This window comes from Streptomyces sp. CB02056 (assembly GCF_001905545.1).
Taxonomy (GTDB): Bacteria; Actinomycetota; Actinomycetes; order Streptomycetales; family Streptomycetaceae; genus Kitasatospora.
Genome location: NZ_LIPD01000012.1, coordinates 134213 through 158370, shown reverse-complemented (window position 1 = coordinate 158370; position 24158 = coordinate 134213). Strand labels below are relative to the sequence as shown.

Annotated in this window: 25 protein-coding genes; 11 read left to right on the top strand and 14 right to left on the bottom strand. The window is 75.3% G+C overall.

The window, feature by feature from the left end; genetic code table 11:
• From AMK13_RS29950 to AMK13_RS29920, 7 genes are all read right to left on the bottom strand, one after another.
• The gene (locus AMK13_RS29950; protein WP_074004878.1) at positions 1–1299 is read right to left on the bottom strand and encodes a beta-ketoacyl-[acyl-carrier-protein] synthase family protein; all 1299 of its coding nucleotides are present in this window, start codon (positions 1297–1299) and stop codon (positions 1–3) included.
• Positions 1296–2912: a class I adenylate-forming enzyme family protein gene (locus AMK13_RS29945; protein ID WP_074004877.1), complete on the bottom strand. Its 1617-nt coding sequence runs from the start codon at positions 2910–2912 to the stop codon at positions 1296–1298. Before AMK13_RS29945 ends, AMK13_RS29950 begins: the two co-directional genes overlap by 4 nt.
• Positions 2913–3215: 303 nt before the next feature.
• On the bottom strand, positions 3216–3785 hold the full coding sequence (locus AMK13_RS29940) for a beta-ketoacyl synthase N-terminal-like domain-containing protein (RefSeq protein ID WP_198959466.1): 570 nt from the start codon (positions 3783–3785) through the stop codon (positions 3216–3218).
• Positions 3782–4939, bottom strand: a complete 1158-nt coding sequence (locus tag AMK13_RS29935) for a beta-ketoacyl-[acyl-carrier-protein] synthase family protein (RefSeq protein WP_241853088.1) — start codon at positions 4937–4939, stop codon at positions 3782–3784. Before AMK13_RS29935 ends, AMK13_RS29940 begins: the two co-directional genes overlap by 4 nt.
• A complete protein-coding gene (locus AMK13_RS29930) occupies positions 4936–5202 on the bottom strand; it encodes a hypothetical protein (protein WP_074004875.1) in 267 nt (88 codons plus the stop codon). Before AMK13_RS29930 ends, AMK13_RS29935 begins: the two co-directional genes overlap by 4 nt.
• Positions 5199–5474, bottom strand: coding sequence for an acyl carrier protein (locus AMK13_RS29925; protein ID WP_049653814.1), 276 nt, complete (start codon positions 5472–5474; stop codon positions 5199–5201). The genes AMK13_RS29930 and AMK13_RS29925 overlap by 4 nt, the downstream gene beginning before the upstream one ends.
• A gap of 93 nt (positions 5475–5567) precedes the next feature.
• Positions 5568–6992, bottom strand: a complete 1425-nt coding sequence (locus AMK13_RS29920) for a class I adenylate-forming enzyme family protein (protein WP_241853087.1) — start codon at positions 6990–6992, stop codon at positions 5568–5570.
• A gap of 114 nt (positions 6993–7106) precedes the next feature.
• Between AMK13_RS29920 and AMK13_RS29915 the strand changes: the two genes are divergently transcribed.
• The 4 genes from AMK13_RS29915 to AMK13_RS29900 all read left to right on the top strand — a co-directional run bounded on the left by AMK13_RS29915 (position 7107) and on the right by AMK13_RS29900 (position 11526).
• Positions 7107–8273: an alpha-hydroxy acid oxidase gene (locus tag AMK13_RS29915; RefSeq protein WP_380719855.1), complete on the top strand. Its 1167-nt coding sequence runs from the start codon at positions 7107–7109 to the stop codon at positions 8271–8273.
• Between the two features lie 186 nt (positions 8274–8459).
• Positions 8460–9236 (top strand): class I SAM-dependent methyltransferase, encoded by a 777-nt coding sequence (locus AMK13_RS29910; protein WP_074004873.1) that lies wholly within the window; start codon positions 8460–8462, stop codon positions 9234–9236.
• Positions 9237–9274: 38 nt separating this feature from the next.
• Complete coding sequence (locus AMK13_RS29905; RefSeq protein ID WP_074004872.1) at positions 9275–10210, top strand: alpha/beta hydrolase; 936 nt, start codon at positions 9275–9277, stop codon at positions 10208–10210.
• Entirely contained in the window at positions 10207–11526 is a 1320-nt protein-coding gene (locus AMK13_RS29900) for an aminotransferase-like domain-containing protein (RefSeq protein WP_074004871.1), read from the top strand. Before AMK13_RS29905 ends, AMK13_RS29900 begins: the two co-directional genes overlap by 4 nt.
• A gap of 63 nt (positions 11527–11589) precedes the next feature.
• On the opposite strand, the gene AMK13_RS29895 is transcribed toward AMK13_RS29900, so the two are convergent.
• The 4 genes from AMK13_RS29895 to AMK13_RS29880 all read right to left on the bottom strand — a co-directional run bounded on the left by AMK13_RS29895 (position 11590) and on the right by AMK13_RS29880 (position 14985).
• Entirely contained in the window at positions 11590–12354 is a 765-nt protein-coding gene (locus AMK13_RS29895; RefSeq protein ID WP_074004870.1) for an ABC transporter permease, read from the bottom strand.
• A 40-nt stretch (positions 12355–12394) separates the two neighbouring features.
• Entirely contained in the window at positions 12395–13369 is a 975-nt protein-coding gene (locus AMK13_RS29890; RefSeq protein WP_049653828.1) for an ATP-binding cassette domain-containing protein, read from the bottom strand.
• A 117-nt stretch (positions 13370–13486) separates the two neighbouring features.
• The gene (locus AMK13_RS29885; RefSeq protein ID WP_074004869.1) at positions 13487–14689 is read right to left on the bottom strand and encodes a glycosyltransferase; all 1203 of its coding nucleotides are present in this window, start codon (positions 14687–14689) and stop codon (positions 13487–13489) included.
• Entirely contained in the window at positions 14686–14985 is a 300-nt protein-coding gene (locus AMK13_RS29880) for a hypothetical protein (RefSeq protein ID WP_074004868.1), read from the bottom strand. Before AMK13_RS29880 ends, AMK13_RS29885 begins: the two co-directional genes overlap by 4 nt.
• Before the next feature lie 143 nt (positions 14986–15128).
• Between AMK13_RS29880 and AMK13_RS29875 the strand changes: the two genes are divergently transcribed.
• The 5 genes from AMK13_RS29875 (at position 15129) to AMK13_RS29855 (ending at position 19835) form a co-directional block, all read left to right on the top strand.
• Complete coding sequence (locus AMK13_RS29875) at positions 15129–16061, top strand: 3-oxoacyl-[acyl-carrier-protein] synthase III C-terminal domain-containing protein (protein ID WP_049653834.1); 933 nt, start codon at positions 15129–15131, stop codon at positions 16059–16061.
• Between the two features lie 141 nt (positions 16062–16202).
• Complete coding sequence (locus AMK13_RS29870) at positions 16203–16493, top strand: phosphopantetheine-binding protein (protein WP_049653836.1); 291 nt, start codon at positions 16203–16205, stop codon at positions 16491–16493.
• A 4-nt stretch (positions 16494–16497) separates the two neighbouring features.
• Positions 16498–17283 carry a hypothetical protein gene (locus tag AMK13_RS29865; protein WP_074004867.1) on the top strand — a complete coding sequence of 262 codons (786 nt, stop codon included), beginning with the start codon at positions 16498–16500 and terminating at the stop codon, positions 17281–17283.
• Positions 17280–17957, top strand: a complete 678-nt coding sequence (locus tag AMK13_RS29860; RefSeq protein WP_143204664.1) for a 4'-phosphopantetheinyl transferase family protein — start codon at positions 17280–17282, stop codon at positions 17955–17957. Before AMK13_RS29865 ends, AMK13_RS29860 begins: the two co-directional genes overlap by 4 nt.
• A 267-nt stretch (positions 17958–18224) precedes the next feature.
• The gene (locus AMK13_RS29855; protein ID WP_079272600.1) at positions 18225–19835 is read left to right on the top strand and encodes a condensation domain-containing protein; all 1611 of its coding nucleotides are present in this window, start codon (positions 18225–18227) and stop codon (positions 19833–19835) included.
• Between the two features lie 29 nt (positions 19836–19864).
• Here the strand turns inward: AMK13_RS29855 and AMK13_RS29850 are convergent, their stop codons facing one another.
• Positions 19865–20596 (bottom strand): hypothetical protein, encoded by a 732-nt coding sequence (locus tag AMK13_RS29850; protein WP_107418887.1) that lies wholly within the window; start codon positions 20594–20596, stop codon positions 19865–19867.
• Complete coding sequence (locus tag AMK13_RS29845) at positions 20593–21243, bottom strand: RNA polymerase sigma factor (RefSeq protein WP_079272599.1); 651 nt, start codon at positions 21241–21243, stop codon at positions 20593–20595. The genes AMK13_RS29850 and AMK13_RS29845 overlap by 4 nt, the downstream gene beginning before the upstream one ends.
• A gap of 235 nt (positions 21244–21478) precedes the next feature.
• Between AMK13_RS29845 and AMK13_RS29840 the strand changes: the two genes are divergently transcribed.
• Positions 21479–22282 (top strand): SAM-dependent methyltransferase, encoded by an 804-nt coding sequence (locus tag AMK13_RS29840; protein ID WP_074004864.1) that lies wholly within the window; start codon positions 21479–21481, stop codon positions 22280–22282.
• 30 nt (positions 22283–22312) lie between these two features.
• Here AMK13_RS29840 and AMK13_RS29835 read toward each other — a convergent pair whose 3' ends face one another.
• Entirely contained in the window at positions 22313–23020 is a 708-nt protein-coding gene (locus AMK13_RS29835) for a DUF981 domain-containing protein (protein WP_375873785.1), read from the bottom strand.
• Positions 23021–23229: 209 nt separating this feature from the next.
• Here AMK13_RS29835 and AMK13_RS29830 point away from each other — a divergent pair, with 209 nt between their 5' ends.
• Positions 23230–24117, top strand: coding sequence for a DMT family transporter (locus tag AMK13_RS29830; RefSeq protein WP_049656234.1), 888 nt, complete (start codon positions 23230–23232; stop codon positions 24115–24117).
• Positions 24118–24158: the final 41 nt, after the last annotated feature.

Here is a 24158-nt window from a genome sequence, read left to right as displayed (position 1 = left end):
CTAGCGGGCGGTCCGGGTGGAGGCCGGGCCGAGGATCAGGCTGAGGTTGTGGCCGCCGAAGGCGAAGGCGTTGCTCAGCGCGGTGCGCACCGGGACGGTCCGGGCGGCGCCACGGACGTGGTCCAGGTCGCAGGCCGGGTCGGGGTCGGTCAGGTTGAGGGTGGGCGGCAGCGTCCCCCGGGCCACCGCCAGGGCGGTCACCGCCGCCTCCAACGCGCCCGCGGCGCCCAGCAGATGGCCGGTGGCGCCCTTGGTGGAGCTGACCGCGGGCGGCTCGGCGCCGAAGACGGCGCGCAGCGCGGCGGTCTCGGCCACGTCGCCGAGCTTGGTACCGGTGCCGTGGGCGTTCACGTAGTCGATGTCACCCGGGGCCAGGCCCGCGTTGGCGAGCGCGGCGCGCATCGCGTCGGCGGCGCCGGTGCCGTCCGGGCGGGGCATGGTCGGGTGGTGGGCGTCGGTGGAGGCGCCCCAGCCGAGGACGTCCGCGTAGCCGGCGGCGCCGCGCGCCTCGGCGTGCTCGGCCCGCTCCAGGACCAGGACGGCGCTGCCCTCGCCGAGCACGAAGCCGTTGCGGCGGGCGTCGAAGGGCCGGCTGGCCTGCTCGGGGTCGTCCCAACCCTGCGCCAGGGCGCGGGCGTTGGTGAAGGCGGCGGCGATGGTCGGGTGCAGCGAGGACTCGGTGCCGCCGCACACCACCACGTCGGCGTCCCCGGCCCGGATCAGCCGCAGCCCCTCGGCGATCGCCTGGGCGCCGGCCGCGCAGGCCGTCACCACGGCGGAGCTGTAGCCCCGGATGCCGTGCTTGATGGCGATCCGGGCGGCGGCCATGTTGGAGAGCATGCCGGGCAGCAGGTACGGGCTGACGCCGGGGCGGCCGCGCTCCAGCCGGCGGTGCGACTGCTGCTCGAAGGTCTCCAGTCCGCCGCCGCCGGTGGCCAGCACCACGGCGGTGCGGTGCGGGTCGGCGTCCCGGCCGACGACCAGTCCGGCGTCGGCGAGCGCGTCGTCGGCGGCGGCCAGGGCGAGCAGCACGAAGCGGTCCACGCAGCGGGTCTCGGTCGGCGGCAGCACCTCCCGGCCGTCCACGGCGGGGGCGAGCCCGGCGGCGGGCAGCCAGCCGTGCGCGGCGTGGCCCTCGGGGACGGCGCGCAGGCCGGTGCGGCCGGCGGTGAGCGCCTCGAACACCTCGGCGGGCTCGCGGCCGAGCGGGGAGACCAGGCCGATGCCGGTGACGACGGCGCCGGGGCGCGGGGACGTGCGCCCACCCCGCTCGCCTGCTCGCACACTCCGCTCGCTCATGCGCCCACCGCCGCGAGGTGGGTCTCCCGCAGCAGGACCTTGCGGACCTTGCCGGTCGGGCCGAGCGGGATGTCGTCGGGGGAGACCACCAACACCTTGCGGACGGTCGCGGCGGCGGCCTCGTCCAGGGCGGCGACGACCGCCCCGGTGCGGTCCGCGGCCGGGTCGGCGTCCGCGGCGAGGAGCAGCAGCACGTCGGTGACGACGCGCTCGCCGTCCCGGACCGCGACCACCGTGCAGTCCAGCACGTCCGGGCAGGCGGCCAGCACCCGCTCCTCCGACATCGCGGTGAACAGCCGCTTGCCGCCGCCGAGTTCGACCGAGTCGACGGCCCGGTCCACGTGGTAGTAGTAGCCCTCCTCGTCCCGGTACATCAGGTCCCCGGTGAGGAAGCGGCCGCGCAGCCGGGTGCGGAAGGTGGTGGCCGAGTCGTTCCAGTAGCCGAGCGCCAGGGTCGGTGAGGCGGTGGCGAGTTCACCGACCTCGCCGGGCCCGAGCGGCTCGCCGTCCGGGCCGACCACCTCGCAGTCGACGAAGGCGTGCGGGCGGCCGACGCAGCGGCCGTAGCGCTCGGTGCCGGGGCCGTGGGTGATGAAGAAGTGCGAGTGCCCCATCTCGGTGGAGCCGAGGCCGTCCACGAACAGCGAGCCGGGCAGCCGGGTGCGGCCGGCCCGGGTGACGGTCTCCCGGCTGCCGGTGGCGATCAGGCGGCGGATGTGCACCTCGTGGGCGCAGTCGCCGGTGTTCCACCAGAGCGCTACGGAGGTCAGGTCGCGGGCGGCGAGGTCGTGCCGGGCGAGGTCGGCCCAGGTGGCGGCGAAGCCGATCACCCCGGTGGGCCGCCACCGCTCGACGGCCTCCAGCACGCCGTCGCCGGACTGCCGGGAGAGCACGGCGAGTTCGGTGTGCGAGCTGAGCGCGAGGTTGAGCGCGATCAGGGTGGCGGCGTGCGGGGCGGGCAGCGCGCTGAGCATCCGGTCCTGGCCCTGCGGGCGGGGCAGCCGCAGCCGGTGGCGGATCGCGGCGTACAGGCTCGCGTGGGAGTGGACGACGGCCTTGGGCATGCCGGTGGTGCCGGAGGAGTGGGTGATCGCCACCGGGTCGCCGGACCAGTGCCGGTACGGCTCCGGGGCGGCCTCCGGGTCGCCGGCGCCGAGGGTGGCGATCTCGGGCAGCAGCGGCGCGCCCGGGTCGTGGCCGGCCAGTGCGGCCAGGTGGGCGGGGTCGGCGAGGACGCCGGCCGCGCCGAGGCGGGCGATGTAGCGGGCGGCCCGTTCGCCGTCCAGGTTGGGGTTGAGCAGCGCGGGGACGGCGCCGAGCCGGGCCAGGGCGAGGAAGGCGAGCACGTGGTCGGCGGCGTCGCTCGCGTACACCACCACCGGGTCGCGCCGGGTGATGCCCAGGCCGTGCAGCGCGGCGGCGCGCGCCCGGACGGCGCGGTCCAGCTCGCGCAGGGTGAACGGCTGCCAGGCGGGGTGGTCGTCCACCGGGGTGTCGAAGCTGAGCAGCGGTACGTCCAGGTCGAGCCCGAGCGCGATCCGGGCGGTGAGGACGTTGCCGGCGCCCACGTCGGGGTCGTCCGCGAGCTGGGTGCGGAGGCTGCGGATGGTCACGGGGGTGGATCCCTCCCTCGGGGCCGGTGGACGGCCCGGGCGGCTGATCGGGTGGCAGGGTCGGTCGGCCGCACGGGTGCGGCGGGTGCGGTCGGCTGCTCGGGCGGCGTGCGACGAATGGCGGGCTGCGTGCGGTCGGTCGCTCGGGCGGCGGGTGCCGGGAGCGAGGCGGGGACGGGCGGGGGCGCTGGTGTGCCGGGTGCGGCTGCGTCAGGCGCCGGGCCTCGATGGTTCCTACGGCCGGGGGCGGTCGCGGGGTTCAGTCCGGGCGGCGGTTCGGTCCGGTCGGACGGTTCGGAGGGGTCAGTCCGGCCGGTTCCCCGCTGCCGGAAGGGCGAGCAGGACCGCCGCGGCCCGGTCCCCGTCGGGCGTCTGCTCGACGGCCACGGCCAGCACCCGGTCGGCGTCGCCGTCCTCGAGCAGCAGCGCGGCGAGTTCGAACGCCTCGGCCGGGACCACGCCGGGTTCGGCCTCGGCCGGGCAGATCGCCACGATCGGGCCGGTCAGGCCCCAGCGCGCGGAGACATGCCCGAGGACGGCGTTGGGGTTGGACTGGAAGAACAGCAGCGGGCCGGTCCGCTGTCCGGGTTCGGCGCTGCGCTCGATGGCCCGCGCGGTGTCGAGGTCGCCGCTCGCGCTGGCGAGCAGCAGGGCGGTCCGTCCGGGGGCGGGCGGTTCGCCGTGGTGGGCGCGCAGGCAGCGTTCGGCGGTGTCGGCGACCAGCGGGTTGAAGGCGGAGGCGGCGAAGCCGGGCAGCGGTGGCGGCGGCCCGTCCAGGCCGGGTGCGGGGCGGCGGGCCTCGGCGAGGATCCGCAGTCCGTGGGTGTGGTCGGCAGGGGTGTTCTCGGCGGTGGTCATGGCGGTGGCGGTCATCCCGGGGCCAGCAGGAGGGCGGTGTTGGCGCCGCCGAAGGCGGAGTTGAGGCTGAGGGCGTACGGCGGCCCGGCGGCGTGCGGGCCGTCCAGGACGAGGTCCAGCGCGAGGTCCGGGTCGGGGCCGAGCCAGCCGGCGTTGACCGGGAGCAGGCCGGTGCCCAACGCGCCGATGGTGACGGCGAGTTCGAGCAGTGCGGAGGCCTCCAGGGCGTGCCCGTGCACGGACTTGCTGGAGCTGACCGGCAGACGGTCGGTGTGCGGGCCGAACACCCGCCGCAGGGCGCGGGCCTCGGCCCGGTCGGCGAGGGTCGAGCCGGTGCCGTTGGCGTTGACGTAGCCGACCTCGGCCGGATCGACGCCCGCGCGGGTGAGCGCGGCCCCGATCGCCCGGGCCGTCCCGTCGCCCTCCGGTTCCGGGCGGCAGACGTGGTGGGCGTCCCCGGCCCGGCCCCAGCCGGCCAGCCGGGCGAGCGCGGGCGCGCCGCGCCGCTCGGCGGCCGGGGCGGACTCGACCAGGACGGCGACGGCCGCGTCGGCGAGCAGGGTGCCGGTGCGGCCGGCGCTGAACGGGCGGGCCTCGCCGTCCCGGGCCAGCGCCCGTCCGGCGTCGAAGACCGCGAAGACGCCCGGTCCGACCAGGTGCCCGGCCGCGACCAGGACCCGCTCGTGCCGCCCGGCGGCGACCAGGGCCGCCGCGTCGGCGACGGCGGTCGAGGCGGCCACGCAGGCGCCGTTGTACACCCGGGTGACACCCGGCGCGCCCCAGCCGGAACGGACCCCGGCGGCCACCGCGTCGGCGGTCGCCCGGGTGCGCTCGTCGCTGTGCAGGGCGAGCAGGACGGGCAGGCCGGCGCCCTCGTCGGCGGTCAGCCCGGCCTGCCCGCAGGCCTGGCCGATCGCGTCGAGCACGGCCCTGGCCAGGGGGAAGGTGCAGGCCAGGGGCACGGTGTCGGGGAACAGCGCGGCCCGGGTGGTGCGGCGGGCGCTCACGTCGAAGCGGGTGACCGGGCCGGACAGGGCCTTGCCGTGGGTGGCGGCCTCGGTGAGCGCGGCGAGCCCGCGCCCGGCGGCGCTGAGCACCCCGACACCGGTGACCACCGGGCGGTCGGCCGCCCGGCCTGGTGGGCCGGAGCCCGTGCCCCCGGGGATCACGGCCGGGCGCCCGCGCGGTCGGCGAGGACGGCCTCGCGCAGCAGCCCGGTGGCGTCGTCGACGGTGCGCACCGCGCCGAAGCGGTCGTCGTCCAGGTCCAGCTGGAGTCCGTACCGCTGCTCGAACTCGGCGACGAGCCAGGTGAGTTCGAGCGACCCGAGGTCTTCGGGCACGGTGTCGACGGCGCGCTGCCCGAACGCCGCCAGCATGGTCAGGACCTCGGCCCGGTCCGGCAGGGCGTCGGGGAGCGGGGAGCCGGTCACGCGGCGCTGCCGGAGGTGGCGGCGAGGGCGTCGACCCGGCGGGCGACGTCGCCGGTGAACTCGTCCAGCGTCATCAGCGCGGTGGTCTCCATCTCGTCCAGGTCGAACTTGATCCCGAACTCGTCCTCGACCTGCACCGACAGGTCGGCCAGGGCGAGCGATTCGAGGTCCAGCCCGGCCGGGCCGAGGTCGGTGTCCCCGGTGACCTCGGAGACGTCGTACTGCATCTCGGCGAGTGCCGCCAGGACGAAGGCGCGGATGCGGTCCTGCATGGTGGGCTCCTTGTCGGGGTGGTGGTGCGAAGGGGTCGGGGCGCGAAGGGGTCGGGGCGCGGCCGGGTGCGGCCCGCGCGCCGGTGGGCGCGGTCAGCCGGCGGTCGCGGTCGCGCGCAGGGCGGCCGGGTCGCGCAGCAGCTTTCCGGTGGCGGTGCGGGGGAGGCGGTCCAGTCGGGCGAGCCGGCGCGGCCGCTTGTAGGCGGCCAGGCGGCGGGCCAGCCCGTCCTGGACGGAGGAGAGGTCGGTCCCGGGTTCGGTGGCCAGGTAGGCCTCGATCGCGCCGCCGTCGAAGACCACCACGGCCTCGCGGACGTCGGGCAGCGCGGTCAGCGTCTGCTCGACCTCGGTGAGGTCGACCTTCAGGCCGCCGATCGAGACCTGGGAGTCCAGCCGGCCGAGCACGGTGACCGGGCCGTCGGCGGCCAGCTCGGCCGCGTCCCGGGTGTGCAGCCAGCCGTCGGACCAGCGGGTCGGATCGTCCAGTCCGGGGTACGGGGAGGAATCCGTGCCGATCTGCAACTCGCCCTTCACCAGGCGCAGTCGCATGCCGTGCACGGGCCGCTTGGCAGGGTGGAGCGTACCGGAGAGGTCGGTGGCGATCACCCCGGTCTCGGTCATGCCGTACATGGTGCCGAGCGGGACGCCGTACCGTTCGGTGAACAGCGCGGGCAGTCCCGGGCGGACGAGTTCGCCCGCCACGACCATCCGCCGCAGCCGGGGCAGTGGCGGGGGAGCGACCGCCCCCGCCAGCAGTTCGGCGTGGAAGGGCACCCCGATCACGGTGGTCGGCCGGTCGCTCGCGGCGACCTCGGCGAGGATGCCCGCCGCCGTCATCCGCTCCGGCACGGTGAGCGCGACCCGGGCGTGCAGGCTGTTGAGCAGCCCGCCGACCAGGCCGAGCACATGCACCACCGAGGAGAGCAGGACGACCCGCTCGCCCTCGCCGGGGAACTCCACCAGCCTTCGGTAGCAATCGAGTTCGCGCAGCAGATCGGTCGCGGTGCGGGCGATGACCTTGGCCGGACCGGTGGATCCGGAGCTGAGCTGGATCAACGCGTGTCCGGTGCGGGCCGGGCGCCCGTCCGCCAGCGGGACGGCCACCGGCTCGACTTCGGAGAAGCCGCGCAGGGCCGCCGCCGACCGATGGGCGGAGCCTACCAGCACCTGCGGGGCCAGCCGGGCCACCGCCGCGTCGATCTCGTGGTCGGTCAACCGGTGGTCGAGCAGGGCGACTTGGGCGCCGAGGCGCCAGCACGCCAGCAGCACCGCGACGAACGCCACCGAGGGCGGCAGCCGCAGCGCCGCCGTCCCGCCGGGTCCGAGCCCGGCGGCCGACAGCCGTTCGGACTGCTCCTCGACCAGGGCGCGCAGGGCGTCCCGGTCGAGCGGTGCGCCGAGGCGCAGGCACTCCTCGCCGCCGGGTCCGGCCAGCAGCAGCCGGTCGACCCAGGAGTCCGGGGCGTCGGAGTGCGGCAGGAGGGCAGGCGGAAGTACGGAGGGGAGAAAGCCGGTCAACGCGGCTCCACACAAGTGAGGGGATTTTGACATGAACGCCGTTAACAAATCCGAACGGCCAATTCCGTGGCCAGACCTTGGCACAGACGTTTGGTCAAATCAAGGTCTATACCAATGTGGTCGTTGCTCCTACGCTGCCGAAGCAGGACCGGCCCGTGTGTGGCCGTCCTGGAACGAGGAATGCCCGTGGGACTTCTCACGCTGGCCGGGATCGAGCGTGCGGCGCACGCCCAACTCCCACCGGAAATCTGGGATTTCATCGAAGGCGGAAGTGGCGCCGAACGCACCCTGACGGCCAATCGGGAGATGTTCGGACGCCATGCGCTGCGCCCGCGCACCCTGGTCGACGTCTCCGCCTGCGACCCCGCGCTGACCCTGCTCGGCGCACCGCTGCGCCTCCCGCTCGGCATCGCCCCGATGGCCTACCACCGGCTGGTCGACCCGGAGGGGGAGACCGCCACCGCGCGCGCAGCCGGCCGGGCCGGCGCCCTGCTGGTCGCCGGGATGTTCGCCAGCCGGACGCTGGAGGAGATCGCCGCGGCCGCCACCGGCCCGCTCTGGCTCCAGCTGTACTGGCTGCGTGAACGCGCCGTCCTCGCCGCCCTGGTGGAACGCGCCGAGGCGGCCGGCTACGGAGCGCTCGTGCTGACCGTGGACGCCCCCAGGATCGGCCGCCGGCTGCGCGACCTGCGCAACGGCTTCGCCGTCCCGTCGGCCGTCCGCGCGGTCAACCTGGACCAGGCCCTGACGGCCGCCAGCCACCGCGCCACCGCCGGACGTTCGGGCATCGCCGAGCACGCCCGCGAACAGTTCGACCCCGCGCTGAGCTGGACCGACCTGGCCTGGCTGCGCGAACGCACCCGGCTGCCGCTGGTCCTCAAGGGGATCCTCACCGCCGAGGACGCCCGGCTGGCCGTCGAGCACGGCGTCGACGCCGTCCTGGTCTCCAACCACGGCGGCCGCCAACTCGACGGTGCGATGCCGGCCCTGGCCGCCCTCCCCGAGGTGGTCGACGCCGTTCCCGCCGAACTGCCGGTGCTCTTCGACGGCGGCGTGCGCAGCGGCACCGACCTCGCGATCGCCCTCGCCCTCGGCGCCCGCGCCGTGCTGGTCGGCCGCCCCGCGCTCTGGGGCCTGGCCACCGACGGCGAGGCCGGGGTGCACCGGGTGCTCGACCTGCTGCGCGAGGAACTGGAGCACACCATGGCCCTGTTGGGCCGCCCCCGGCTCGCCGACCTGGACCGTACGGTCCTCGCGCCCTGGCCCTGCCCGGCCGGCTGAACCCTGGCCCCCCGCGCGGCCGTTGAACCCGTACCCCCGCGCGGCCGGCCGGGCCCGAGCCCCGCACGGCTGTTGAACCGCGCGGCTGTTGAACCGTGCAGTCGTTGAACCACGCGGCAGTTGAACCGTACCGCCGTTGAACCGCGCCGTACCCGAACCGCGTTCTCCCCCATGGAGGTCCGACACATGACCGAGCAGAACGAACGATTCCCGGGCTGGGACTGGGACGACCCGGACGGGCTGGCTCCCCGGCTGGACGCCTTCAGCGAGCAGGTCGCCACCTGCGACACGCTCGAAGCGCACCCCGGCGGGCTGCCGCGCGACCACCAGGGCCTGCGCGAACTCGGCATCACCGGAATCGAGTTCGCCGCCTTCCGGACCGCCCACCCGGAGGGCCTCGGCACCGACCTCGCCACCCTGCGCAGCCCCGACGCCGCCACCGCGCCCGGCACCCTCTACCGGGTCGACGGCGACCGCTGGTTCACGCAGCTCGACATCGCCGAACCGCTGCCCTTCGCCGACGCCAGCGTCGACTGGGTGTACGCCGAGCACCTGATCGAGCACGTCACCATGCCGGTCGCCGTCGGCTGGCTGCGCGAGGCCCGCCGGGTGCTGCGCCCCGGCGGCGTCCTGCGCCTGACCACCCCCGACCTCGCCCGCTACCTGGTCGGCTACGCCACCGGCGACGGCTTCCTCGGCAAGCACCGGCGCCGGCTGACCACCCTCGGCTTCGGCCCGCCGATGCCCGAGCGCCCCGCCTTCCTGGTGAACCAGATCTTCCGGTACTTCGGGCACCAGTGGATCTACGACCTGGACGAGCTGCGGCACGTCCTCACCCGGGCCGGCTTCGACCCCGACGGCATCCGTCCATGCGCCTACCGGCAGGGCGCCCGTCCGGACGTCGCCGACCTCGACACGGCCTTCCGCACCGACGAGACCGTGTACGTCGAGGCAGACTGCTGAACCCGCCGCCGAGCCCCGCGCACCGAACGGATCCGCCCATGCCCCTGCACCCCCAGGCCGAGGCGCTGCGCGCCCGGCGCGCGAGCAGCGGGACCCCGCCGCTCTACACCCTCACCCTCGCCGAGGCCCGTGCCGCCGACCTCGCGGACATCCGCGCGGCGGCCGGCACGCCCGAGCCGGTCGCCGCCGTCGAGGAGCACCGCGTCCCCGGCCCCGGCGGCGAACTCGCCCTGAGGCTCTACCGCCCCGAGCCGCCCGGCCGCCGACTGCCCGCCCTGCTCTACCTGTTCGGCGGCGGCTGGACGCTCGGCTCGCCCGACACCAGCGACGCGATCTGCCGCCGGCTCACCAACGCCGTCGGCTGCGTCACCGCCTCCGTCGGCTACCGGCTCGCCCCCGAGCACCCCTTCCCCGCGGCGCTCCACGACAGCCGCGCCGCACTGCTGCAACTCGTCGAACGGGCCGAGGAGTTCGGCGTCGACCCGGACCGGATCGCGGTCGCCGGCGACAGCGCCGGCGGCAACCTCGCCGCCGCGCTCACCCTCCTGCTGCGCGCCGAGGGCGGCCCCGCCCTGCGCCACCAGCTGCTGGTCTACCCCAACACCGACCACGGCGCCGACACCCCGTCGCTGCGCGACCACGACGACCCGGCACTGTTCAACCGCCGCTCGGTGGACTGGTACTGGGGGCACTACCTGGCCGATCGGGGCGACGGCGCCAGCCCGTACGCCTCCCCGCTGCGCGCCGCCACCCTGGCCGGCCTGCCGCCCGCGACCGTGCTGACCGCCGAGTACGACCCGCTGCGGGACGAGGGCGAGCAGTACGCCGAGGCGCTGCGCGCGGCAGGGGTCCCGGTCGAGCTGCGCCGCTACCCGGGCATGCCGCACGGCTTCTTCGCCATGACCGGCACCCTGGACGACGCCGCCGAGGCCCAGGCCTTCGCGGCCGGCTGTCTCCGGGAGGCGCTGCGGTGACGGCTCCGCCCGCTCCGGGAGGCGCCGCGGCGCACCTCCGACTGGACGACCTGCACGCCTCCCTGGCCGATCCGCTGCTGGACGCGATGACCTTCCTCAACGAGGTCACCACCCGCTACCCGGACGCCGTCTCCTTCGCCCCCGGCCGCCCCTACGAGGGCTTCTTCGAGCCCGAGGACGTCCCGGCCTACCTGGAGACCTACCTCGCCCACCTGGCCGACCGCGGCCTCGGCCGGGACGCGGTGCGCACCGCGCTGTTCCAGTACGGCCCGACCAAGGGCCTCATCAACGAGCTGGTCGCCCGCGCGCTGGCCAACGACGAGGGCCTGACCGTCGACCCGGGGGCCGTGGTGGTCACCGTCGGCGCCCAGGAGGGCATGCTGCTGACGCTGCGCGCCCTGTGCGCCGGCCCGGACGACGTCCTGCTGGTGAGCTCGCCCTGCTACGTCGGCGTCACCGGCGCCGCCCGGCTGCTCGACCTGACCGTCCGCCCCGTCCCCGAGGGCCCGGACGGCGGCCCCGACCCGGCTGCGGTCCGCGCCGCCGCCCGCGCGGTGCGGGCCGAGGGGCGCCGTCCGCGCGCCCTCTACGTCGTCCCGGACTTCGCCAACCCCTCCGGCACCAGCATGCCGGTCGCGGCCCGCACCGGGCTGCTGGAGGCCGCGGCCGAGGAGGGCGTGCTCGTCGTCGAGGACAACCCGTACGGCTTCTTCTCCCGCACCCCGGGGCAGCGGCCCACCCTCAAGGCGCTGGACCGCCGCCGCCAGGTCGTCTACCTGGGCTCGTTCGCCAAGACCTGCTTCCCCGGGGCCCGCCTCGGCTACGTGGTCGCCGACCAGGAGGTGGCCGGCCCCGACGGGCGGCGCAGCCTGCTCGCGGACGAGCTGGCCAAGCTGAAGAGCATGACGACGGTCAACACGCCCGCGCTCAGCCAGGCCGTCATCGGCGGCATGCTGCTGACCCACGACTGCCGCCTGCGGGCCGCCAACACCCCTGCCACGGCCCACTACGCGGCGGGCATGGACACCCTGCTGCGGGAGCTGGACCGGCACTTCCCGGCCTCCGTGCGGCGCCGGCTGGGCATCTCCTGGACCCGGCCGGACGGCGGCTTCTTCGCCGTGCTGACGGTGCCGTTCGTCGCCGACGAGGCGGCCATGGAGCGCTGCGCGCGCGACCACGGGGTGCTCTGGACGCCGATGGCGCCGTTCTACCCGGCGGGCGGCGGCGAGCACCGGCTGCGGCTGTCCGTCAGCTCGCTGACGCAGGCGCAGATCATCGACGGCGTGGCGAAGCTGGCGGCCTTCCTGACCGCCTGAGTCCGCGACGGGGACGACGGAGGGGCCCGGCTCATCGTGAGCCGGGCCCCTCCGTGCCGTCCGTCAGCGCACCCGGGTGGAGAACAGCCGGGCCGACCAGTACACCGCCAGGACGGTCATCACCGTGACCACCAGCAGCCCCTGCCAGACCACATCGTCCCCGGCGTGCCCGGAGAACAGCGCGCGCATGCCCTCCACCGCCCAGTAGAAGGGGTTCCACCTGGCCGCCTGCTGCTGCCACTCCGGCGCCAGGGTGAGCGGCAGCAGCACCCCGGACAGCAGCGCGATCGGCTGCGCGATGGTGTTGACCACCGGCGACATCGCCGCGTCGGTCGGCACCATCAGCGCGATGCCGAAGGAGATCGCCGAGGTCATCAGCGCCAGCAGGCCCAGCAGCAGGTAGGCGAGCAGCAGGTTCAGCGGGCTCACCCGCAGCCCGAACGGCAGCGCGATCAGGGTGATCAGGACGGCCTGCACCAGCAGCGCCACCATCTCCCGCATCGCCCGCCCGAGCAGCAGCGCCAGCCGGCTCACCGGGGTCACCCGCGAGCGCTCGATGATGCCGGACCTGAGCTCGCCGAGCAGGCTGAAGCCGGTGTACAGCCCGCCGAAGATGCACAGCACCGCCAACAGGCCAGGTACATACACCTGGTAGACGTCGGCGTAGCTGCGCGCGCCTTCCGAGGCGAGCACCTTCTTCAGCAGCGGGGCGAACAGCAGGAGGTAGAACACGGGCTGGATGATGCCGACGGCGATCCAGATCGGGGTGCGGATCATGAGCAGCAGCTGGCGCTGGAAGACCAGCCAGGTGTCGCGGGCGAGCTTCACGGTCTCCCCAGGGAGGTGTGCGGGTCCGGGTGGTGCGGGGTCAGGACTGCTGCAACGAGCGCCCGGTGCGGGCCAGGAACACGTCGTCCAGGCTGGGCCGTTGGAGCTGCACGGTGCCGGGCGTCAGGCCCGCCGCGTCCAGCGCGCGCAGCAGCTGGGGGATGGCGGCGGCGCCGTCCTCCAGGTACAGCCGCAGCCCCTCGTCGCCGTTCTGCTCCAGCCGGTGCAGGTACGGCTGCGGGCGCAGCACCGCGGCCGCGCGCTCGAAGGCGGCCTCCGCGGCGTCCAGCCCGACCAGGACGACGTCGCCGGAGATCTCGCGCTTGAGCGCCTCGGGGGTGCCCTCGGCCACCACCTGGCCGTGGTCGACGATGGCGACCCGGTCGCAGAGCGCGTCGGCCTCGTCCAGGTAGTGGGTGGTGACGACCACCGTCATGCCCTCGGTGCGCAGCCGGCGGATCTCCTCCCAGACGTACGCCCGGCTGGCCGGGTCCAGCCCGACCGTGGGCTCGTCCAGGAACAGCACCCGCGGCTGGTGGATCACCCCGAGCGCGATGTCCACCCGGCGGCGCTGGCCGCCGGAGTAGGTGGCGCACGGGCGGTCTCCGAACCCGGTCAGGTCGAAGGCCTTGAGCGCGTCCGCGGCGGCCTGGCCGGCCTGCGCCTTGGCCGCGCCGTACATCCGGGCCTGGAGCACCAGTTCCTCGCGGGCGCTGACGTTGTCGGTGGTGCCGCCGCCCTGGGCGACGTAGCCGATCCGGCGGCGGACCCCGGCGGGGTCGGTGAACAGGTCGGCCCCGGCGATGACGGCCTGTCCGCCGTCGGGGCGGATCAGGGTGGCCAGCATGCGCAGGGTGGTGGTCTTCCCGGCGCCGTTGGGGCCGAGGAAGCCGTAGATCTCGCCGGCGGCGACCGACAGGTCGATGCCGCGGACGGCGTCGACGGTGGTGTCGTCGCCGCCGCGGCGGGAGGTCTTCTTGCGGTAGGACTTGCGCAGTCCCGTGGTCTCGATCAACGGGAACTCCCGTGCGGGGATGGGCTGCCACGGCACCTGGGAAGGCGGGGCCCGGCACCTGCGGAGGGCGGTGCCGCTGCGACACCCTAGGGCGAACCCCGCCCCGGAAACAATGGCCTAGACCAATGGACGTGCGGTCTCCCGGTCTGCTACAGGGCGCCGGCCCGGGCCCGTTCGGCCGAGCGCCTCCAGCCGGTCCGCCGCGACCACCGCACCGCCCCCGGCCAGCAGTTCCGCGCCGACCTGAACTGCCCGCCGCCGGTACTCCGTGGAGTCGAGTACGGCCCGCAGCGCGCCCGCCAGCCGTTCCGGCGCGACGCGCGCGAACGGCACCCGCAGCCCCGCGCCGGCCGCCGCCACCTGGCCGGCCACGACCGGCTGGTCGTGCCGGATCGGCGCGGTGACCAGCGGCAGGCCGTGCGCCAGCGCCTCGCCCACGGTGTTCATTCCGCCGTGGCAGAGCACCGCGTCCAGCTCGCCGCGCGCCATCAGCTCCAGCACCGGCGCCCGGTCCACCGCCACGGCCCGGGGCGGGAGTTCGGGCAGCAGCCCGCGCGGCGCGGCGAACACCGGCTGCACGTCGCCGCCGCACAGCTCCAGCGCCCGGACGGACCGGGCCAGGAAGTCCGCGCCCAGCTCGCCGGCCAGCGTGCCCATGGTGACCAGCACCCGCCGCCGGCCGGGCAGCAGCCGCTCCCACGGGAAGTCCGGGTCGTGCGGCCGTACCGACAGCACCGGCCCGACCAGCGCGTGCTCCGGCGGCGGGGCCGAACCGGTCAGCGCCGGACCGGTGGTCGCCAGCACCAGGGCGGGGGAGAAGCGCGGGTCCAGGTACTCCTCCGGAGGCAGCGCGGCGCGCTCCCACAGCCCGCGCAGCAGCCCGGCCATCCAGGCCTCGACCTGCGGCAACGCCCGGTAGGGGCGCCCCAGTTCCATCGCCCCCGGCGCGAAGGACGCCCACGGCAGCCCGTGCCGGTGCGCGACCAGCGCGCCCGCCGGGGTGTGCTGGTCGACCAGCAGGACGTCCGGCCGCCACTCCCGCACGATCGCGTCCAGCGGCTTCGCGGTGAACCGCGCGTACGGGACGATGAAGCCCTCCCAGAGCGTGCGCAGCGCGGCCAGCCCGTGCCCGCCCTGGGCCCGGAACGCCCGGGTGCCGGTGCCGAGCACCTCGGCGTGCGGGCCGAGCAGTGGGCGCAGCACGGACTCGGTGCCGGTCCAGGCGACCTGGTGGCCGCGTGCGGTCAGCTCGGCGGCGATGCCCGCGGCCGGGTTGACGTGGCCGGTCAACGGCGGCATCACCAGCAGGAACCGGGTCATCGCGCGTCCTCCTCGGGGAGCAGTCGCCGCAGGTCGGCGACGGTCAGGGCCTCCAGGGCGGCCAGGTCCAGCCCGGCGCGCAGCGCGGCCAGGTCGGCCCGCGGACCGAAGCGCTCGCGCAGCCGTAGCGACAGATCGGCGAGTTCGTCCTCGTCCAGCAGCAGGTCGCCGTCCAGTCGGGCGTCCGGGGTGACGTGGCGCGCCCAGTCGGGCGGCGCGCCAGCCGCCTCGACCAGCAGGGCCACCAGCTCCGGGTCCAACGGGGCGTCGGGGTGGAGGGGTTCAGGGTTCGGCATGAGAGATCTCCCACCTGCTCGACGGCACGGGGGTGAACGCGACCGCACCGGAGCGCAGTTGGCGGCTTCCGGGGAGCGGCGGCGACGGCGGAGGGGCCCGGGATCACTTGTGCGACCCGGCGGGCGTCGGAATACTAGCCCGGGTGACCGCACTGGAGGCAGTGGCCGTCCACCTCCCCCCACACGCCGTTCCCATCGAGGCGGTGGGCGAGCGCATCGGCCTGACCCCACGTCAACTCCGTCTCTTCCGCCGCTTCCACGGCCTGGACCAGCTACGTCTGGATCCGACCGGGACGCTGCCCGACCTGCTCGAAGCCGCCCTGGACAACCTGCCGGAGCTGCGCGGACGCGAACGCGACGTCCGCTTCGTGATCCATGCGCGCAGCATGCCGGTGGCGGTGCCCCATCCGCTCAACCCGCTGCACGACCTGCTCGAAACCCGTGGCCTGGCGCACGCCGACGCCTTCACGGTGACCCACCACGCCTGCGCGGTGGGCCTGCTGGCCATCGACCTGGCCGGTCGGCTGCTCGCGGCCGAACCCGACCCGGCGGCGCTCGCCCTGGTGCTGACCGGCGAGAAGACCTTCACCAGGGACGCCCAGGTGGTGCCCGAGACCGGCATCTTCGCCGAGGGCGCGGCCGCCTGCCTGGTCAGCGCCGACGGCGAGCGCCACCGGATGCTCTCCTTCGCGGTGCGCCAACGCCCGGAGTTCGACGGCCGGCTGGCCGAGGACCCGGACCTGCTCGCCCGCTACCAGCGCGAGTACCCGAACGTGATGGTGGAGGCGATCGAGGCCGCCCTGGACCAGGCCGGTCTGGACCTCTCCGACCTGGCCGCGATCCTGCCGCACAACGTCAACCAGGCGTCCTGGCGGATGATCGCGCGCCGGATCGGCTATCCGGTCGAGAAAGTCGTGCTGGACAACGTGCGGTCGGTCGGGCACAGTTTCGCCTCAGACAGCCTCATCAATCTCCACACCGCCACCACGCGGGGGCTGCTCCGCCGCGGCGACCACTACCTGATCGCCGCCGCCGGTGTCGGAGCCACGTTCTCCGCGATGGCCATGCGGTACTGACGGCCCGCCGGCTCCTCCGGCGGCCGTCGTCCGCACAGCGACGCCGTATTTCCCACACCGCATTTCCCACGCCACCCCAGAGCCCCGGGGCGCCTGCAAGCCCCGGAGCACACATCCCACGTACGACGGGACGGGACACCCATGTCAGAAGCCGCGGTCCAGACCACCGACCCCGAACTGCGCGAGCGCATCCTGCACGGCATCGGCGAGCTCCTGCCGCGCGTCCTCAAGCGCGAACTGCCCGAGATCCCGCAGGACGCCTGCCTCTTCGACGACCTCGGCCTCACCTCGGCCGGCACCATCGAGCTGATCCTGGAGCTGGAGGAGTCGCTCGACATCCAGGTGGACGTCGAGCAGATCACCGAGGACGACCTGCGGTCGGTCACCAGGCTGGCCGACTACGTCGCCGGGCACGTCATCCCCGAGGACTGACCGGGTGGCCCCCGGTCCCACCGGCCTGCGGATCACCCGGGTGCTCGCCCGCCGCTCCGACGGCCGCTCGGAGACCTCGCTCGACCCGGACCTGCGGGTCTTCGTCTCCGACCTCGTCCGCCCCTACGGCCTGCCGCTGCGCGAGGACCTGCTCGGCGAGGGCGTCGGCCACTCCTACGAGGAGCTGGCCGCCGGACCGCTGCGCGAGGCGCTGGCCGAGGACGAGCCGGCGGACCTGCTGATCCTGGCCTTCGACACCCCGGACGTCCGGCCCGGCGCGCCGTCCTCGCTGGCGCTCAGCCGGTCCGTCCCGGGGAGCCCGCTCTCCTTCGCGGTCTGCGACCAGGGCGGCGCGGCGGCCTTCACCGCGCTGCGGCTGGCCGCCGCCCACCAGCGCACCGGCACCTGCCGCCGGGCCGTGGTGGTGCTCGCCGAACAGAGCGCGCTGCACTACGAACCGTCCGGGCCGGTGCCGTTGCCGGAGCGGCACGCGGTGGTGGTGCTGGTCTGCGAGGAGGTCCCCGGCGAGGGCCTGGCCGTCCGGCAGACCCGGGGCGAGGCCTCCCCGGCGGAGGCGGTCCGGGCCGAGGCCGAGAAGCTCGGGCCGGAGGCGGCGCTCCTGCTCGGCCCCGGCTTCGGCGCCGGGGAGCCCCCGCCGGCCCAGCCGTTCACCGGACTCTGGGCGGAGCTGGCCGACCACCTCCCGCGCTGGCGGGCGGACGGCCGGCCCGCGCTGCTGGCCGGGTACGACCGCCGGCTCGGCGTGCTCAGCACGCTGGCCCTGCCGTGACGGCGATCGACCTCTGGCTGATCGATACGCGTCAACCAGCTGTGCCGGCCGCTGAGTTGTGGCCGCTGCTCGACCCGGACGAACGTGCCCGGGCGGCGCGGATGGACCCAGGGGCGGGCGAGCGCTTCACCGTGGTGCGCGGCGCCGTCCGGCGGCTGGTCGCCGCCCGGCTCGGCGTGCCCCCGGCCGCAATGGTCTGGCGGTACGGTCCGCACGGCAAGCCCGAGCCCGCGGCGGCCGGTGGGCTGCGGGTCAGCTGGTCGGCCTCGGGGGCGTTCGCGGCGCTGGCCCTCGCCGAGGGGCGGGCGGTCGGCGTCGACGTCGAGCGGCTCCACGACCCCCGGACGGCCGAGCGGATGGCCGCCCGCTGGTTCCCGTCCGAGGAGGCGCGGTTCGTCGCCGAGCCCGTCGAACCGGCCGAGCGGGCGGCGCGGTTCACCACCCTGTGGTGCCGCCGCGAGGCCTGCGTCAAGGCGTACGGCGGGCGGCTCGCGCGGTCCTTCGGCGTGCCCGTGGGCGGCCCCTCGCCGGTGCTGGTGGCCGACCCGGGCGGGCTCGGCACCGGCCCGTCCCGGCTCCGCGACGTTCCCGTGGCGGAGCCGTTCCGGGCTGCCGTGGCGGCCCTCGGGGAATCGCCGATACATGTCAACTGCCGTGTGTGGAAAGAAAATTGACGATGGATCGGGCCCGTCGAGGTTTGGTCTGGACCAGCTCGCGAGGGCGCTGGTAGCGTCCCGGTCACACCCCCTGCCGAACCCTCCCCGGTCCTCCCCGGCGAGCCGAAAGGCGCGTACGACGTGACACCGCAGGACGCCCCACCGAACGATCCGACGTCACTCGGCGCGACACCGCGCGGCACGACAGCGACCCCCAGGCGGATCACCGTCCGGTACGCCGCCGAAGGCGGCGGCTCCGGCCCGCTCACCCGGGGACAGGGCAACATGGTCCTCTGCATCCGGCGCGACCCGCCCGAGGGGATCAACAAGGACTCCGTCTGGCCGGTGCCCGACGGCGTCTCGGTCCCCGCCGGGCTGGTCGCCCTGCGCCTGCTGGTCGAACGCCACGAGTCGCTGCGGACCTCCTTTCCCGCGGGCCCCGGCCCGGACGGCTTCCCGGACCGCCAGGTGGTGCACCGGAACGGCCGGTTCGCCGTCACGGTGGTCGAGGCCGGCGGTCGGAGCGAGGTCGAACTGGACGCGCTGGCCGCCGAGTTGGGCCGGGCTGATGTCGCCGTCCCGGTGCCCCTCGACGCTCCGCCGCGGGTCCGGTTCACCATGCTCGCCGCGGGCGAGCGGCTGCTGCGGCTGGTCGCCGTGGTCTGCCACGCGGGTGCCGACGGCGCCGCCACCGCGGTGCTGATCCAGGACTGGCACGCCCTCGCCGCCGGGAAGGAGCTGCCGCCGGTCACCGCTCCGACCCCGCTGGAGGTCGCCGTCGCGGAGCAGAGCGCCCAGGGCCGCCGCAGGGTCGCGGCCGCACTGCGGCACTGGGCCCGGGTCCTGACCGCCGGCCCGCAGGTCGTCTTCGCCGACGCGCGGATCACCGGCCCGCCCGGCGGCCACAGCGCCCTGCTGGTCCGCTCGCGCACCGCCGCGGACCACCTCGCCGCCGTCTGCCGGCGCACCGGCGCCAGTCCGTCGGTCGTCCTGCTCGCCGCCTTCGCCGCGCTGGTCGCCCACCGGTCCGGCAGCCGCGAGCTGGTGCTCTCGGCGCTCTCCGCCAACCGCCAGCGCGCCGCCCTGATCGACCACGTGGGCACCCTCGCGCAGGACGCGCTGATCCTGCTCGACACCGGCGCGGCCGACCTCGACCAGCTGATCGGCCGCGCCAAGTCCGCCTCGCTGAGCGCCTACTGGCACAGCACCCTGGACGCCCAGCAGGTCTGGCAGCTGGTGGACGACGCCGCCCACCTGCGCGGGGCCCGGTTCTCCCGCCAGGTGGTCGTCAACGACCTGAGCCTCACCATCCCGGCCGCCGTCGCCGACGCCCAGCCGCCCCCGGCCGTCGACCCCGAACTCACCGTCCTGCCCGCCCCGCCGCTGCCGGTCCGGCTGATGTTCACCATCCTGCGGATCACCGGCAGCCTCGACTTCGCCCTGATCGCCTGCCCCCAGGTGCTCGACCCCGAGGAGACCGAGGGCTTCGCCCGGGCCCTGCCGGCCCTGCTCGCGGCCGCCGCCGAGGGGCCGGTGCTGCTGTCCGACCTGCCCGCCGTGCTCGGCCCGCCGGGGGGTGAAAGGGGCGGCGAATGGCGGCTGGTCGACGGCGCCTGGATCGACCTCGCGGCCGTCCGCGAACTGCTGCGGACCGCCCTCGGGGAGCACCGACTCTCCGAGGAGGAGGGGAAGTTGGTGGTGGAGCTGGCGACCGGCGACCCCTCGTTCGGCCCGGTCGAGGCCCACCGCGCGGTGGTCGCCGCCCTGCCCGGACGCGACACCGCGATGGCGCCGCACCACTACGTCGTCCGGCACGCCGCCCCGGCGGGGGAGCGGACCGAGGCGGGCAGCGGGCGCGACCCGGCCGTCGTCGCCCGGCTGTCCGTGCTCACCTGAAGGGATGATCACGGCGGCCCGTACGGCGCTCACCCCCACGGGGCGTCGCGATCATCCACCGGGTCCCACGGAAGGTCCTCCCAGGAATAGGCGGAGGTCGCCCCCGAGGTGAGCCCCCAGGGGCTCGGCACCTCCTCCTCGCCGCCGTCCTGCACCGGCAGCCGGTCGATCACCGCGACCAGGGCGGGCGGCAGCTGCGGGGCCAGCCCGTGGTGCACCCGGGAGAGGATGTCGCGCCGCACGTCGTCCGGCAGCAGCGGCCGGTTCATCCGCAACGCCCGTGGGCCGGGCGGCCGTTCGGCCGTGGCCAGCTGGTCCGACCAGGCCCGCCAGTAGTCGGCGTCGTCGGTCTCGCCGAGCATCAGGTGGTGCAGGTGCAGGCAGTACGCGGCCGTCCCGCTGCCCGAGCCGGCCGCGAAGCGCCACCAGAACTCGGCGCCCTCCTCCTTGCCGGTCGCGTACAGCAGCGCGCCGAACACCTCGGCCCCCTCCGGCTGGATCCGGCGCGCGTTCACCAGCAGGTCGAGTCCGCGCGAGGCGTCCGGCGCGCCCAGCACCAGGGCCACCACCAGGCCGAGTTCGAACGCCGCCTGCTCGTGCTCCGACGGCAGGTGCGCGGGCGCGGCCGTGAGCCGCGCCCGGCGCACGGCGGCGATCCGCTCCGCATGGGCGCGTTCGGGCCGCGGGACGCGGAACACCGTGCGCCCGCCGTCGGCCCGGCCCGGTCCGTCCGGGGCCCGGTCCTCCGGTGCCGCCGTCACAGCTCGCCGCCGCCGTCCGGGAGTTCGCCCACCCCGAGCCGTCGGGCCAGCCTCTCCCGGGCGTGCCGGAGGTTGGAGTGAACCGTCGCCACCGGCCGCCCCAGGTACGCCGCGATCACCTTGACGTGCAGGCCGAGCAGGTACCGCAGGATCACCACGTCCCGCTGCCGGTCCGGCAGTTCGAGGATCGCCGCGTACAGCCGCACCTCGTCCGCCTCGCTGTGCAGCAGCCCCTTCGCCACCTGCTTGAAGGCGCCGATCACCGCCGCGAAGGTGACCGCCTCCACCTCGACCGGCTCCTCGGCGGCCACCCAGTCCGCGACGTGCCGATTGGCCAACCGCCAGGCGTACGCGGCCGGTTCCTCGAACCGGAGCACCTGCGACCAGCAGCGGGCCAGGTCGGCCTTCACCGCCGAGACCACCAGCTCCGCGTCGGACTGGCTGCCTATCCGGGTCAGGGCCAGGGCGCGCCAAGCGGGTTCGTGGGTCTCGCAGAAGGCCGCGTAGGGGAGGCCCAGGCGAAGTTCGGGGTCGGAGCGGAGTCCGGGGTCGGTGTCGGCCGTCGGCTCCGCCGCCGTCCCGCGGAGGTACGCCACGGCCGTTCCGCCCCGGTGCCTGCGCGTCGGGGCGCCCCTGTCGATCGTCATCGGGCCTGCTTTCCGTGGCCGCCGGCTGCGCACCGGGCCACCCGAGGGTCGGGCTGTCTGCGCCCATCCTCATTCCATCAGGCCTGTCACTCCAGGCTGCAATCCGAATACAGATTGTCATCTCATGGGAACCAGCGGTTGGTTGGAATGCCCGGAAGCTGTTCGGAACACGAGGGGCCGCGCCTATCGTGGGCGGGGAGGATCGATCGGGCACGGCACCGGGGGGAGAACACGGATGGGTCTCTACGACGGAGTGGACCTGCGGCTCAACGTTCCGCACTCGGCGCGGATGTACGACTACTTCCTCGGCGGGTTCACCAACTTCGCCGCCGACCGCGAGGCCGCCGGACACGCCCTCGCCGTCGCACCCTGGCTGCGCGCCGCGGCCCGCGTCAACCGCTCCTTCATGCAGCGCTCGACCCGTGCCCTCGCCGAGCTCGGCTTCGACCAGTTCCTCGACATCGGCACCGGCATCCCCACCTCGCCCAACCTGCACGAGGTCGCCCAGGGCGTCCGGCCGGACGCCCGGGTGGTCTACGCCGACAACGACCCGATCGTGCTCTCGCACGCCCAGGCCCTGCTCACCGGCACCCCCGAGGGCCGCACCGCGTACGTCGAGGCCGACGCCACCGACCCGGCCCGGCTGCTCGCCGCCCCCGGACTGCGGGAGACCCTCGACCTGTCCCGCCCGGTCGCGCTCTCCCTCAACGCCCTGCTCCACTTCGTCCCCGACGCCCACGGCGCGTACGAGCTGGTCGAGCACCTCAAGTCCGCCCTCGTCCCGGGCAGCACCCTGGTGATCACCCACGTCAGCCCCGAGTTCGCACCCGAGGACATCGCCACACTGACCCGGATCTACGAGGCGGCCGGCACCGCGGCCCAGGCCCGCACCCGGCCGCGGATCGCCCGCTTCTTCGACGGCTGGACCCTCCTGGAGCCGGGGCTCGTCCCCATCGCGCAGTGGCGGCCGTCCCCCGACGAGGCGCCCGTCGCCGCCGAGGAGGTCTCGCTGTACGCGGGGGTGGCCGTCCGGCCGTGACGGGGGCGCCCCGGCCACACCCGCGGCCGGTCACATGGTGTTGACGATGAGCCCGATGTGGGTGAAGTAGTTCAGCCCGCCGAACGCCAGGAAGGCGAGGCCGGCCAGCCCCCACACGACGCCGATCACCGGGCTCATCCACCGCCGGGGGTCCCGCAGCGCGAAGGGGAAGAGCAGCGCCCCGATGCCGACCAGCACGTACAGCCCGGACATGAAGCTCGCCTCCAGCCACGGCCAGTCCGAGAACTCCCCGGAGATCGGCTCCTCCGGCGGGGCGGCGAAGAGCGTGTACTTCCAGCCCGCGGCGGCGATGCCGAAGCAGGCCAGCCCCATGCCGAAGACGAACACCGAGATCGGCGCGGCCACCCGGACCGTCCGGTCGACGCCGTCCGCGGCGAGCAGTTCGCTGCCGCGCTTCCAGAGGTAGAAGGAGGCCGTCAGCAGGAAGACGCCGAACGCCAGGGCGGGTTCGCCGAAGATGACGTTGTCGAACGGGAACCCCTGCCCGGCCAGCGGCCAGGTCAGGGTCATGTGCAGGCCGGTGGTGACGAGCGTGAACCCGAGGGCCCCGAACGCCAGCGCCCAGCCCTCGAGCGTGGTGCTGCGCCCCTGGACGAGGAGTCGGCGCCCCAGGGCGACCACCAGCAGGAGTCCGGCGCCGGCGGCCACCGACATGATCGTGTTGTAGGTCGGCATCCTGGCCCAGTCGATCTTCAGACCGGATGCGGCGAGCGGCATGGCGTGCTGAATCATGGATCAGGGATGACGCGACACCGTCCGTCGGCAAACCGCGCGCCGCCCGGGTCCACCCGGCGGGCCCAGCCGATCCCGTCCGGCGCCGCTCCCGTTCCCGTCCGATCCGTCCCACCCGCTCCACCCGTGCGACCCCGTCCCCCCGGCCCCAGACTGGTGGTGGATCGACGCTGCCCCGGGAGGCTGGGAGAGGCATGCTGCTGGGACTCACCACCGCCTTGGTCGCGACCGTCTGCTTCGGCTTCGGGGCGGTCTTCCAGGCGCGCGGGGCGCGGTCGGCCCCGCGCGCCGACCGGGTCCGGGCGGGCCTGCTCGCCGCGCTGGCGCGGTCCTGGCAGTTCCTCCTCGGCACCCTGCTGGACATCGTCGGCTTCGCGCTGAGCATCGTCGCCCTGCGCACCCTCCCGCTCTTCCTCGTCCAGGCCGTCACCAACGCCAGCCTGGCCGTCACCGCCCTGGCCGCCGTCTGGCTGCTGGGCGCGCGGCTGCGCCGCGGCGACCTCGCGGGCATCCTCGCCGTGGTCGTCGGCCTGACCCTGCTGGCGCTCGGCTCCGGCCGGGAGGGCCGTGACCACGCCGCGCCCGCCTTCCACTGGGCGCTGCTCGCCACCACCGCCGTCCTGCTGCTCGCCACCCTGGTCCTGGTGCGGCGGGAGGGCAACGCGGCCGCGGCCGGCCTGGGCCTGCTGGCCGGGGCCGGCTTCGGCGTGACCAGCCTGGCCGTACGGGTACTGGACGCCTCCGGCCCGGTCGCCGTGCTCACCGACCCGGCCGCCTACGCCCTCGCCGTCGGCGGCCTCGGCGGCTACCTCGCCTACGCCCTGGCCCTGCAGCGCGGCACGGTGACGGCCGCGACCGCCGCCGGGACGGTGACCGAGACCTTCGGCCCGGCGCTGGTCGGCGTGACGGTGCTCGGGGACGCCGCGCGCCCCGGGTTCGAGTGGTGCGCGCTGACGGGCTTCGCGGTGGCGGTGGGCGGCACCTTCGTGCTCTCCCGCTTCGGCGAGCCGGAGGGCGGGCCCGCGGAGCCGACCGCCCCGCACCGGGACGCCGAGGCGGAGCCCGCCGTACCGCCCCGGTAGCCCGGACGGCTCCGCCGTGCGAAGGTGACTTGCCGGACAAA